This window comes from Povalibacter sp. (assembly GCF_036520495.1).
Lineage (GTDB): Bacteria > Pseudomonadota > Gammaproteobacteria > Steroidobacterales > Steroidobacteraceae > Steroidobacter.
On record NZ_DATDJO010000006.1, the window covers coordinates 15,405 to 28,005 of the forward strand.

General features: G+C 62.0%; 11 protein-coding genes. 8 read left to right on the plus strand and 3 right to left on the minus strand.

Translation table 11 applies throughout. The annotated features are described in order from the left end of the window. Positions 1-478 precede the first annotated feature (478 nt). The 5 genes from VIZ63_RS02180 to VIZ63_RS02200 all read left to right on the plus strand — a co-directional run bounded on the left by VIZ63_RS02180 (position 479) and on the right by VIZ63_RS02200 (position 5,474). Positions 479-1,360 carry an AraC family transcriptional regulator gene (locus VIZ63_RS02180; protein ID WP_331607844.1) on the plus strand — a complete coding sequence of 294 codons (882 nt, stop codon included), beginning with the start codon at positions 479-481 and terminating at the stop codon, positions 1,358-1,360. Positions 1,361-1,498: 138 nt separating this feature from the next. Further along, positions 1,499-2,611, plus strand: a complete 1,113-nt coding sequence (locus VIZ63_RS02185; protein WP_331607845.1) for an SMP-30/gluconolactonase/LRE family protein — start codon at positions 1,499-1,501, stop codon at positions 2,609-2,611. Beyond that, on the plus strand, positions 2,608-3,219 hold the full coding sequence (locus tag VIZ63_RS02190; RefSeq protein WP_331607846.1) for a hypothetical protein: 612 nt from the start codon (positions 2,608-2,610) through the stop codon (positions 3,217-3,219). The genes VIZ63_RS02185 and VIZ63_RS02190 overlap by 4 nt, the downstream gene beginning before the upstream one ends. 204 nt (positions 3,220-3,423) lie before the next feature. Beyond that, on the plus strand, positions 3,424-4,059 hold the full coding sequence (locus tag VIZ63_RS02195) for a lactoylglutathione lyase (RefSeq protein WP_414703737.1): 636 nt from the start codon (positions 3,424-3,426) through the stop codon (positions 4,057-4,059). Further along, a complete protein-coding gene (locus VIZ63_RS02200) occupies positions 4,056-5,474 on the plus strand; it encodes a carotenoid oxygenase family protein (RefSeq protein ID WP_331607847.1) in 1,419 nt (472 codons plus the stop codon). The genes VIZ63_RS02195 and VIZ63_RS02200 overlap by 4 nt, the downstream gene beginning before the upstream one ends. A 55-nt stretch (positions 5,475-5,529) precedes the next feature. On the opposite strand, the gene VIZ63_RS02205 is transcribed toward VIZ63_RS02200, so the two are convergent. After that, entirely contained in the window at positions 5,530-5,766 is a 237-nt protein-coding gene (locus VIZ63_RS02205) for a helix-turn-helix transcriptional regulator (RefSeq protein WP_331607848.1), read from the minus strand. Between the two features lie 197 nt (positions 5,767-5,963). On the opposite strand from VIZ63_RS02205, the gene VIZ63_RS02210 reads away from it, so the two are divergent. Continuing rightward, entirely contained in the window at positions 5,964-6,377 is a 414-nt protein-coding gene (locus tag VIZ63_RS02210; protein ID WP_331607849.1) for a hypothetical protein, read from the plus strand. Positions 6,378-6,400: 23 nt separating this feature from the next. Then, positions 6,401-6,970, plus strand: a complete 570-nt coding sequence (locus VIZ63_RS02215) for an RNA polymerase sigma factor (protein WP_331607925.1) — start codon at positions 6,401-6,403, stop codon at positions 6,968-6,970. 15 nt (positions 6,971-6,985) lie between these two features. On the opposite strand, the gene VIZ63_RS02220 is transcribed toward VIZ63_RS02215, so the two are convergent. Beyond that, positions 6,986-7,774, minus strand: coding sequence for a uracil-DNA glycosylase family protein (locus VIZ63_RS02220; RefSeq protein ID WP_331607850.1), 789 nt, complete (start codon positions 7,772-7,774; stop codon positions 6,986-6,988). A gap of 72 nt (positions 7,775-7,846) precedes the next feature. After that, positions 7,847-11,356 carry an amidohydrolase family protein gene (locus VIZ63_RS02225; RefSeq protein ID WP_331607851.1) on the minus strand — a complete coding sequence of 1,170 codons (3,510 nt, stop codon included), beginning with the start codon at positions 11,354-11,356 and terminating at the stop codon, positions 7,847-7,849. Positions 11,357-11,862: 506 nt separating this feature from the next. Between VIZ63_RS02225 and VIZ63_RS02230 the strand changes: the two genes are divergently transcribed. Beyond that, positions 11,863-12,495: a hypothetical protein gene (locus tag VIZ63_RS02230; protein ID WP_331607852.1), complete on the plus strand. Its 633-nt coding sequence runs from the start codon at positions 11,863-11,865 to the stop codon at positions 12,493-12,495. Positions 12,496-12,601: the final 106 nt, after the last annotated feature.

Below are 12,601 nucleotides of genomic sequence, written 5' to 3' on the forward strand. Positions count from 1 at the left end.
CCGCTTCTCTCTGAAGTTCGTCATGCACTTCCAATAGTTGTGATGAGAGGAATGCGGAGCGCTAGTCCTGCGCGACGCGCGACCTGACGATGATATTCACATCGCCCGTTTCATCTTCCAAAGTCAGTCGTGAAAGTCGTGTTGTTCGCCGTCCCCGGGCTTTGGGGGGCATTGACGGGCAACAGTGCCGGGCCGGGAAAACGCAGTACTGAATCGTTCAGCGAATCACAGGTTTTTCCCGGTTTACCGGCACCGATACCTGTGCCACTTTTTCGGTCGCTGCTATCCTTGGCCACGCAGTGATATTTTGCCGCATTTTCAGGCGACACGAGCTTCAGTGCTCGGGGCCGCGTGACTCGTCATGCGCCACCTTGGGGTGCACTAGACCGCTTTTCACAGCGCTATACTTGCTGCGATCCTTGGCACCGCACGATGCTGGTCGTTCCGCCTTCAGCAACTTTGCTCCACGAGGCGACGGATGGCGTTGCTTACTCATGGTGACGTGAAGTACCCCGGCAGCCAGCTGCTTGCCGGATCGACGCATTCGGACGCTCTGCGTGTCGAGCATCGCCAGGTGGCGGCGGGTGCGCATAATCCGTTGACGTCGCAATGCACCGAGCTCGTCGTCATTCTGTCGGGCCAAGCCATCGTCAGGCGCACGGGCGACGGACAGAAGCAGGAGGGGCTCGCGCTTCCCGGGACGAGCTGGCTGGTGCCCGCTGGCACGCATGAAACGCAGCTCGAGCTCGACGATCCGCTCGCCTGTCTTCATCTCTATCTGCCTGCCACGCTGCTCGAGCACAGTGCCCTCGCTGACTTCGGCATCGATCCCGACAAGATGCATCTGGCCTACGTGGGTGGCATCGCCGATCCCGTACTTGCGCACATTGGGCGTGCACTGCAGGAATTTCTCCGCCGCGGCGTTCAGACCACCGATCGTCTTTTCGTCGACGGTATCCGCGCTGCGCTCGCAGCGCATCTCATCGGCGGTTACACCGTCGAACGTTGGCGACTACCGGAGCGCAGTCCGGCGCTCAACGCAAAGCGATTGAAGCGCGTGCTCGACTTCATCGAAGCACGGTTGGCGAGCGATATTTCGCTCGACGATCTTGCCGCCGAGGCTTGCTTCAGTTCTTTCCATTTTTCCCGCCTGTTCCGTGCCGCAACGGGACTGTCGCCGCACCGCTACGTGACGGAACGCCGCATCGAAGCCGCGCGACGAATGCTCGCGAGCAACAAAGTTTCCCTGGTGCAGGTCGCCGTCGACACCGGGCTTGGATCGCAAGCCAATTTCACGCGCGTGTTCCGCAAGACGACCGGTCTCACTCCCGGCCAGTATCGCGAGCAGTCGCACCGCTGATGCGAGCGGATCGCAGCCGAACGGCAGTACTCATGCGATAGCAAGGTCTGCGCAAAGCTGCGCAAGACATGTAAATACGCCACGCGTTCGCCGGGATACGCTCGTCACATCAGAACTGGCGACGACCGGGGAGCTGGTGTGAGCGCATCCACTGTTCGAAGAATCGGCGGAGCTACACTCCTCCTGCTGGTGGGCCTCGTCGCCTACTTCTGCCTCTGGCCCGTTCCCGCCGACCCCGTTTCGTGGGTCGCGCCGACGCCGCCCGGCTACATTGGTGCCCATGCGCCGAACACGCGCCTGTCCGGTCTGCGCACGATCGACATCGGCGCTGAGTTCGGTCCCGAGCACATGGCGATCGGACCGGACCGCAAGCTCTACGCCGCGATGACGAGTGGCAATCTCTTGCGCATGGATCCCGACGGTGCGCATCAGGAAGTGTTCGCGAACACGCAGGGACGGGTACTCGGCTTCGACTTCGACGCCAACGGAAGATTCATCGCTGCCGATGCCATGAAGGGGCTTCTCGTCATCGAGGCAGGTCATGTTGCCATGCTCACCGACCGAGTGGGGCCGAACGACCCCGTTCGCTATGCGAATTCTGTCGTCGTGGCTCCGGATGGAATCATCTACTTCACCGACGCGTCCACGCGCTTCGCGCCGGCGGAGTGGGGCGGCACGTACGAAGCGAGCGTGCTCGACATCCTGGAGCAGGCGGCTTCCGGCCGTGTGCTCGCATACGATCCGGGGACTTCCAGCACACACGTTGTCGCTCGCGGCTTCTCATTCGCGAACGGCATAGCCACGTCTGCCGATGGCCAAGGGTTGTTCGTCGCGGAAACTGGTCGCTATCGCATCTGGAAGATCGACAGCCGCGCGCGCGACATCGACGTGCAAAGTAACTCCGATCAGGCTGCAGTGCTGCTCGACAACCTGCCTGGGTATCCCGACAACTTGATGCGCGGGCGCGAGGGTCGCATCTGGGTAGGACTCTTCAGACCGCGCAATCCGGCAGCGGATGCCTTGTCGCAGAAGCCATTCATGCGAAAGGTATTGCTGCGGCTGCCGCGATCGCTGTTGCCAGTCGGCGATCCATACGGCCATGTCTTCGCTTTCGACGAGGAAGGTCGAATCACTGAAGACCTGCAGGATGCGAGCGGTGCGTATCCGCAAACGACCGGCGCCACGGAGACGCCGGAGCGGCTCTACATTCACAGCCTGCACGCACCGACAATTGCCTGGGTGCCGCGATGACGCGCCACGCTTGTCAGCGCTCCCACCTTGTCGCGTCGATCGTTGTCACGGTCCTTGCGTCCGGTTGCGCTTCACCACGCTCCGCGCCAACGCCTCCAGCGCCGCTCGAGGACATCTATGTTCTGCGCAGCATTCGAGAACAGGCCTCCGACATGGGGGACTGTGCTGCCGCGCAGACAGGATTCGATCCCTTTGCTACCGACGCCTACCGCTTCTTCTCGTTCTGGAGTGTCGTTACGGAGCCCGGTGACGGCAGAGTCATCGATGCGAAGCGCGGCCGCGTCGCCGAGCTGCGAGGGTGCTTCGGTCCAACGCAAGATCGCGCACGCCAGAACTTCTATGCGGAGATCCAGCTGAATGCGATCTCCTTCCGCGGCCGTGGCGAATGCCTTGCGCTGCTGATCGATACGCCCGAGACGGATCTCTTCCCGGTGCGCTGCCAGCTCATTCTCAGCGGCCTGCCGGCGCCCTTCGTGGGTGGGATTCTGACGACCAATACGCTGACGAGCCGCGCGAACTTCGGCGCGGACACGCAGCCGCCCGGGTACACGCAAGCATCGATTGCCACGATCCGTCTATGGAAAAGCAAGGAGCCCGACCATGACTGACCCGCGAACCGCTGCAGAAACAGATGTTGAGCGCCGGCGTGTGATGCAAGGGGCTGGCCTCTTCGTCGCCGGTGGATTGTTGGCGTCGACCATCTCACCGACAAGCATCGCAGCAGATACGCGCCCCCCAGCGCCGCTCGCAACAGCGGACCACTCGGCGCACGGCTGCAAGGTGTCCAGCACTTTGGGTTGACCGTGCAGAACATGGATCGCGCTTTCACGTTCTATACCGAGGTACTTGGCGGCACCGAGGTGATGCGCGACGGCAACTTCCAGGGCGAGCGCATTCACAACACGCTGCTGACAGATCAGGAGATCGAGGCGCGTGTGCGCAACGTCAATCCGCGCACGATGGGCATTCCGGATTTGCGCGGCGGTGCGCAGCGGCTGGACGTGAGATTCGTTCAGTTCGACAACGTCGTGATCGAGCTCCTGCAATACCGCGACGCGGAGCAGCCCAGCGGCAGCGGCGCTGCCTTTGCCGAACCCCTGGATCACATGAGTCCGGCCTTTCCGCGAATGATGCACATCTGCTTCTACATTTGCGACGACGTCGACTTCAACAAGTTCATCGCCGATCTCGAGGCGGAAGCCACACGGCGCGGCATGACGCAGGTCCGGTCCAATCGAGTGATCACGGTGCGATCGGAGAGTGAACGATTGGCGGCTCCGCTGGAGGCCAATAGCAACGGCATCACCGAAGGCCTGTCGAACGGCTGGAGGCTGATCTACTGCAAAGGCCCGGAAGGCGAACAACTGGAGTTCGTCCAGGCCCTGGGGCCAGTGAAGCGGACCTTCGACAACGCACTGCAGGCACGCCGGCGGATGGTGGCCCTATGAGCGCCATCATCCAGGGTGAACCAGTAATGCATGCCTCCGGCATCATCGGTGCAGTATCGGCCGATCGCTCGAATCCGTACTTGGTTGGCGTTCACACGCCGATGCGGGAGGAGCTGACGATTGAGGATCTGCCCGTCACGGGCACGATTCCGCCGGCATTCGACGGGCGCTATCTGCGCATGGGTCCAAACCCGAGAACGCCCAATCCCGCCAGGTATCACTGGTTTGCCGGTGACGGCATGATCCATGGAATCCGGATCGAGAATGGTCGTGCACTCTGGTACCGCAATCGCTGGATCCGCTCCACTGCGGTAAGCAAGGCGCTCGGCGAAGAGCGGGTCGAGGGTCCGCGTAATGCATTCGACACGGTCAATACCAATGTCGTCCATTTCGCCGGGAAGACACTGGGACTGGTCGAAGCGGGCAGTACGCCGGTGGAGATCGGTGAGACCCTCAAGACGCTGCGTTACACCGATTTCGGCGGCACGCTGCACGGCAGCTTCACTGCGCATCCGCATGTCGATCCGCTCACCGGCGAAATGCTCGGTATCTGTTACGACGTCAGTCGCCGGCGTGCGATTCGTTATGTCGTCGTCACGCCCGAAGGCAGGGTCCGGCGCGAGGTGACGATCCCGACCAGGCACGGCCCGATGATTCACGACAGCGCCTTCACCCAGCGCTTCGCGATCATTCTCGATCTGCCCGTCACTTTCTCATTGTGGGCGGCAGTTACAGGTCAGGCGTTCCCGTATCGCTGGCGGCAATCGCATTCAGCACGCGTGGGACTATTGCCGCGGGAAAGCGAGGTGCGAGACATCATCTGGTGCCCGATCGATCCCTGCTACGTCTTTCACGCCGTTAACAGCTACGACGCGCCGGATGGCAGTGTCATCCTGGATGTCATCGTTCATGACCGGATGTTTTCCAGGATCAAGGCGGGACCGGATTCGCAGCGAACCGGGCTGGAACGATGGATCGTTGACCCCGCAGCAAGGAAAGTCGAACGGATCACGCTCGATCCGACACCGCAGGAATTTCCTCGCCCGGATGAACGCCGCCTGGGTCAGTCGTATCGCTATGCCTACACGATGGCGATGACGGGCTGGTTTCTCGGATCGGGCCTCTATAAACACGACCTGCAGGAAGGCACGCGTCAGACACATGACTTCGGGCCGCAGCGCCATCCCTGCGAGTTCATGTTCGTGCCGGCGCACTCGCAGGCGGAGGAGGACGAGGGCTGGCTGATCGGTTTTGTCATCGACACCGATGCACGAGCGACCGATCTGGTCGTCCTCGATGCACGCAACTTCGAGGGGCCCCCACAGGCGAGCATCCACATTCCGCACATTGTGCCGCCAGGATTTCACGGCAACTGGGTGCAGGAACCCTCTGGTCATATCGTGACGAGCTCATGACCATTTTCTCGAACAGGGCAGTGGTGGAAGTGAACGCAAGTCGGTGAACTGTGCGCTAACCCTTCCATTCGGCTGCAGTGCGGGAGACCAACGTGGCAGCGGCCACGTCGAGTGCCTGCGACAGTTTGAACAGCGTCTCGAGCGTTGGCTGGCGCTGCCCTCGTTCCAGCATTCCAATAAACGTACGATCACAGCCCGCTGCATCGGCCAGGCCTTCTTGCGAGTAACCGGTTTTCAATCGGTACTCACGCAGCACCTTTCCAAAGGCATTCTGGAGCGTCGGTGTTGGCATAGAGCCACACGTTATCCGCCTTGCAGACTTACGGTCGACGGACTATAGTCATCATTCTCCCACACGTCGCATCGATATGGACTTGGTGGTGGAGGCGAGCATCTGGTTGGGAAACTTGGAACGCTAAGACGGCAACCGGCGGTGGTAAGAACACCGCCGGTGCCTAACCACAGCCCTACCTGGCATGAGGTAAGACGATGGCTAAGCCACAGTCTACGTCGGGCGCGCGCGCCCGCAAGAATCGACGGATCGATCCGCCTCCAGGCGCTAGCGGGCTGCCGAAAGATCCGGGCTTCAGGACCCGCCCGAGCGACAGCTCCGCCGCTGACAGCGAGCCTGTCGCGCAATCGCTCAACGAATTGATTGAATCCGAGCGAGGACGCCTTGCCCAGGCGCAATCGATGCTGAGCTGCCTGCACACGGCGCTTCTGGTAGCCGAACAGGAGAGCCGACACGAGCCCGGGTCCGCCGATGTTCTGGCCATGGGTCTGCGGTTGGTGCGTCAGGCGATCAGTCGGCTCGATGCGCTGTACCTTCAGCCGCTTATCGATGCATTGAGCGCAGGCACGTCAACGCAGACGCGCCGGCGTTCTGCTGCTCTTCGGCGGTAGTCGTGGGCCCCGCGGTGCATTCGGTGACTGGGCGGGCCGAGGTTATTCTGCTTCGGCACTACAAGCATGTGCGTCGATATCTGTATCGTCATCTCAATCATCGAATGGAGGCTGATGATCTGGCGCAGGAGGTGTGTATGCGATTCCTCCAGTCCTATCGAGGTCAGACGCTCGAGTCTCCGGTCGCCTACCTGATGACGGTCGCGAAGGGCGTCCTGGCAACTTTCTACAGAGAGTCGATGCGCGAGAAGCGCGTGTTGGTGGTGGACTCAGAGTTGGTAGAGACAGATGCGAAGGATGGCAATGGTCGGGACCCAGCGGAGCAATGCGCGACCGACATGGATCTGGTTCGATGGCTTGGGCAACTACCTCGGACGCACCGCGCGGTGCTCACGGCGTACAAGCTGCACGGGTACACCTATGTCGAGGCGGCCGCGCGCCTGGGTCTGTCGATACAGACGGTGAAGAAGTACATGACCCAGGCCAAGGTGCAGTTGCGAGAGTGCCGGCTATCACGCGAGGTGCGGCAACTGGAAACAATCAAGAAGGCGACACGCGAGCGGGGCAGGAGGATTGCCTGCTGTGATGAGTAGCGTGCCGCATCGCTTTCAGCCCAGCGTTGCAGTCGGTGTGACAGCGACGCTGCTGCCGGTCTTTGCCAGCAACGGCAGCGATCCGGAGGGCTTGATGCGGCGGGCCATGTCGCCGTCGCCCATCCACGCCGGCATGCCGAAGCCCAGGTCGCGGTGTGGGATGCGCTCCTGATCCGTGGGTTTGAACGTGGGACCGACGTAGGCGCTGAGGTCACGCTGTCCGTCCGGGTCCGCGGTCACCTTCGCACTGATGGCGTTGAGTTTGCTGCTCCAGTCGGTGAGCACATCAGAAGTCGGGCGCGCCGTGGGGTGCAACAGTTCGAACACCCGCCCCTGCGATCGCAACCCCGATGAGCCGGGCCAGGTCTCTACCGCATGCCTCGCGGCATTGCCGAACGCGAGGATCGCCTGCGTGCCTGGATTCACCAGTGCGTCGAAGAGCTGGTTGCGCCACGCAGTGACGGTGCTGCGATCCATGAATGCGCGCATCGGTGTGTTGAACTGACCAAAGATGCTGTAGAGAAATGCGTTGACGATGATGTAGGAACGCGTGAGACCGAGCTTGCGCAGGTAGCCCTGCAGGCGTTGACCGGCATCGCCGACGAGTGCGCGACGGGCAACGTTCTCATCCGCGGCCGGGTCCTGGCCCACGATGATGACGCGCGCCGTGCCGTCCGTGCGTCCACGATAGAAGATCGGTCCCCATTCGAGGCGAAACCGCTCCGGCATGCTCTGGTAGTCACTCAACGGAGCCTGTTCGAAGAGGGTCTTGAGCGTGCCGCCGGGGCCGGGATCCCATTCCATGTCATTGCTCCTCTATAACTGGCTGTAACGCAATGTGCGTGGCTCTCGATCGTTGGTGCGACTCCGCGTGACTCATGCAGTTCTTCTTGCGAGTAGCCCGGCGGCATGCGCCATGAGGTCCTCGTTGCTGCCAAGCACGTCGCGGCGCGTCAGGTAGTGCCGGGCGTCCGGCACGACGCCGAGATCCTCCAGTGGCATGCCAGCGCTCGCGCCCACGCGCAAGGTGCGTCGGATGGCGACGCGCACATCGCATCCGCCGGGCAACGCTGCGAGTGAAGGTTCCTTGTCGGCGAACAGATCCTGCAGCAAGGCATACGACCACACGTTCGCGCCGCCGGCGCCCGTGTTGTCGTCGACGCCGAGAATCGGACCGATCGCGTGATCGCGAAAACCTGCGGCGAAGATATCGGTAGCGCTGTACGCGAGTGCATCGGTAATCAGCACGACGGGTCCCTTGTAGCGTCGTCCGAGGGCGTTGGCCTTTGCCGCAGGAGTGATCGGAAAGCCTTCGGAGTACACGGCGCCCGTGACTGTCGATCGCGCGATCGAATCGATCCAGGGCTGCAGGTCCAGCGGTGCGCCGGCATGTCGCCGCGCCAGATCCAGTGTCCGCGGTGAACTCAGGAACTGAGCGCGCTCCGGTTCGATGGTGCGATTCGTGAACAGTTGCAACAACTGTTCGGACGCCCAGATCAAGCCACCGCCATTGCCGCGTACATCGAGAATGAGTCCCTTCGCCGGCAGCAGCCCGAGCAGGCGCACCACCTCGTCCACGAAGCGATCCGCGTCGCTCACTGAAAACGTGAAGATCCGCAAGTGCCCGAACTTGCCGCGGGGAGTGGCCACGATTCGTGCCCGCAATGCCGATGGAAAGCGGGTAGGGAGGTCTTCGCCAACGGCGATCGGGCGTGCGCCCCGGCGACGCTTCGCAGCGGCGCGCGCATACAGATCGCGCCGTGCCGAGTTCACGGCCTCCATCTGCACGTCGAAGCCAAAGGCGGCAAGCGAGCCGAGTGTCGCCATGCGCGATGATCGACGCGGCTGGCGGCGCGATGCGTCGCGTCCACTGGCGGCCTGGACCGATCGTGCCGACAGCGGTGGCACTTCGAAGTTGACGCTGCCCGTCGAGGAGCGGATCTGCCAGGGCAGACGAATCTCCAGGATGCGACCATCGAGCGACCGATAGGTCATCAGGACCCATTCTTCCTGCGGCGGCAGCACGCTGCCAAGCGGTCGTACAGTCATGCCGGCGAGGCCACGCGCAAATCGAGCCGCGGGATTGCTGCCTCCCTGTCGCTGTGCATTCTGGTCGATCGCGTTGACGATCGGCATCCCGTTCCAGTACAGCACTTCGACGCCGGCCTTGAAGGTCGGATGCTGAAGCGAAGTCGCGACCTTCGTGACCAGGTACATCGGACGCGGTTCCAGATCGTCCTTGTGATTGCCGGTTTTGTAGCAACGCTCCAGAAGGAATGGCAGGAAAGCCATCAGGTCGTTGTAGGGTGCTGGCAGCAGGTACACCGTATGCAGGTCGCGCAGCTGCGTGAAGACAGTCATCACGCGTTCATGGAACGCGATCCCGTCCAGACTCTCGTTGCCGCCGCCGACCGTTGCTTCCTCGAGCGAGTACTGCAGGAGTCGCAGGCCTTGCAGAGGATCGATGGCATGTGCCGCGCGCTTGAGAGGCAGATGCACGTAGATCTCTTCGAGCACCAGGCGCAGTTGGCGTACGAGCTGGATGCGTTCCTCGCGACTCAGCGTATCGCGTAGCGAACGCAACTCGGTGAGCGAACGCGGCAATGCTGCTTCGACTTGCGCCGGAGAGTCCGCTACCGGTGGCAGATGGATCGAGCGGGCATCGGGTGCTGCTGGCGCGGGCGCGCCGTGCAAGCGTGCGACGGCGGCCGCGAACCCCACGGGCAGGTTGATCTGTGAAGCGATGCGATCGAAGTAGTCGCTGTCGTCGATGACGGTGAGTGCATCGAGTTCCATTGAGACCAGGTTGGCGGCTGCCGCCGCATTGAAGGCCAGGGCATCGCCGCCGAAAGCAGAGCTTTCCGGTTCGATCTGCGCTGGCGCCAGCGGGCGCAATGTTTCATTGCCGGGCAGTGCCTGCGCTGGCGGTTCATTCTCGAGTTCCAGGGTCCAGCGGCGCACCGGCGTCGACGCGGCGACAGCGCCAGTGACGCCGAGCAACGATGCCGCCAGCATCGGAACGGCGAGCCCCGAGGCGAGATCCGGCAGATTCCTGAGTCCGTCCTGCAGCCGTTGTTCGGCGACGGCGAGGGGAACCGCGGCAACGATGGGATCTGCGGTTTCCTGGACGAAGTTGAACTTCATGGCTTTGCCACCAACCTTGCGTGACTCGAGTATCGGTCGTGGTGCGGCAAAGAGCGCGGTCGTGGCTTTATCCATCAGCGGCGCCGTGCCGAAGCGCGGGATGCCATTGATCACGACCAGTTGGATATCGTCCTCGAGCGCCTTGAGCAGTTTTTCGTAGGGATCGCCGGTCCTGCCTTTGATGATCACGAAGTCCGCGCGCTTGTCGGGTTCGATAGAGCCCAGCACTGTGTCCCACTTGAGCATGCGTGCCGGATTGATGGTCGTCATGGCGACCAGATCGCGCGACGAGAAAATGCCTCCGGCCCGATCGCTGAAGGCGCGGGCCACTTTGAGTTCCGAGAGCAGATTCTTGCTGCCGGAAGGCGACCAGTCGGAGCCCAGGGCGATGGCGACACCGGCTGCCTTCGTGCTTTTCACGTCCGCGGTGCCGCCATACAGCAGCAGATTGCTGAGCGGCGACCAGACGATGCTGCCGCCGTTCTCAGCCATCACCGCCAGATCCTGCGGCAACAATCCTGCTGCGTGGATGCCGATCAGTGCAGGCGTGATCGCCCACGAGTTGCCTTGCAGCTTCAGGCGCAGGAAGTGCTGACGCGCGATATCCCCGATACCTTCCGACAGATGCAGTAGCAGCGAGGCGTTGCCGGCGCTCTTCAGTCGCTTCGCAAAGGCCGCGGCGTTCTCCACATCTGCAATGCGTGTCAAGGCCTCGGGCAGGGCAGGGTCATCGGTGTTCTCGACGTTGCGCACGATGCCGCGATAGCTGTGCTGGATGCCCGCATCGGCGACGAGCGTCAGCCCTTGCGAGGTGGTGACTCCAGCGACCAGGCACTTGGATTCGACGTAACGGACCAGCGCTTCGATGGTGCCGCCGATGCTGGCGAGTACCGACATCGGCTGACTGATGAGGCGGCGTTTGTCAGGATGGCCGGACCATTGCCCGCGGTGCGCGAAGATGCGCGGTACCTGCCACAACTGCAGCGCGTTGTAGCTCAGGTGATTGTGCAGCTCGATGAGCCCCGGAAAGATAGTGCCGGCAGTGGCAATGACCGGTGCATCCTGAAAGTCGGCAGGCGCGGCAGCGGCAGCGTCGCGTACGGCGCGGATGACGCCGTCGGCGACGTAGACGCGACCGCGCGCGATGACCTTGGACGCACCGTTCATGGTGACGATGCGACCGTCCAGCACATAACGAGGGCCGGATAGCGGATCGATCGGTGTCTTTTTCGTGGGTGCCATGCTGAACCTTGCCGCGCTCGACGCTGCGACGCTGATTCACCGGTGTGCGCATCAGTGCGTGATCAGGGGGATTGCTTCTTCCTGTTCCGTGATGGGACGTCAGCGTGCGTCGCAGGACGATAGCCGGAAGGCTGACTGTTTCTATAGTCCGTCGAACCAACGGCAACAATCGCACTGAAGTACGAATGTGCGTAAACCGGAACAGCCCGGCTCGAACGATCGCGAATTTTTTGGAAGTCCGATCGCTTCGCTCGACAGCCGATCCATCTTCTTTGCCGTTGCGTGGGGTACATGCATTCGCATGCCTCTGCGATTCCAACGCCCGGTATTCGCTTCCCCGGTATGCGCAAAGAGAACGGGGATGATATTTGCGAATTCCGTGGCACAAGCCTTCGTTACGCAGTTGCAACTGCGTATCGTGGCCGCGCGGCCGTGACTCGCCCGTTGCACATCATGGAGTGGGTCGAATTGACGGTCGCAGACGATCCACAACGTAAGGGGAAGGTATGACGCGCTGTACATGGGTTCTGGCTGGCATGCTGCTGTCGACGCAGGCTTTTGGCGTAGAGCTGAAGAAGTTCGATCTTGCGACGTATTCGCAGGCAGTGACTGAATGCGATCGGCTGACCTCGCATGCCGACGATCCGAACCATGTTGCTCCCGGTGTCGTGGACGTGGATCTCCCCAAAGCGATTGCGGCATGTCAGGCAGATCTGCAAAAGGATCCGCAGAATCCGCGTCTGCTGTACCAGCTCGCGCGCTCGTTGGTCTATTCGGGTCGTACCGCAGAAGGTCTGACGTTCATCGACAAGTCAGCCGAGCTGAAGTACCCACAGGCGATGTTCGTATCCAGCCTCCTGTACCTCGACGGTTCTTTCGGCGCACCCAAGGATGTGTGTCGCGCTGCCAGGTTGATTCGCGAGTCGGCCATTTACGGACGCCTCGCGGGGCAGGTGGGATATCCCGCGCGCTTCATCGAAGGTCGTTTCGATGAGTGTTCGCCGCGAACCGACTACGATGAGCTGGTCGTGTTCCTGCAGGCGGTGCTGGACTCGAAGCCCGATTACTACAAGACGCTGCTTGCCGAATCGCTGCTGCGTGAGTTGAAGGCGAAGCGGGCCGCAGCGGCAGCGCGCTAAAACTGTGGAGCTCGGGCTGAATCCGCGAGCGTCATATCTATAGTGAAAATCAATGCCGCACAGGCCGTTCTGTGCGGCAATGTTCAACGCGGCGCGAGACTGCAAG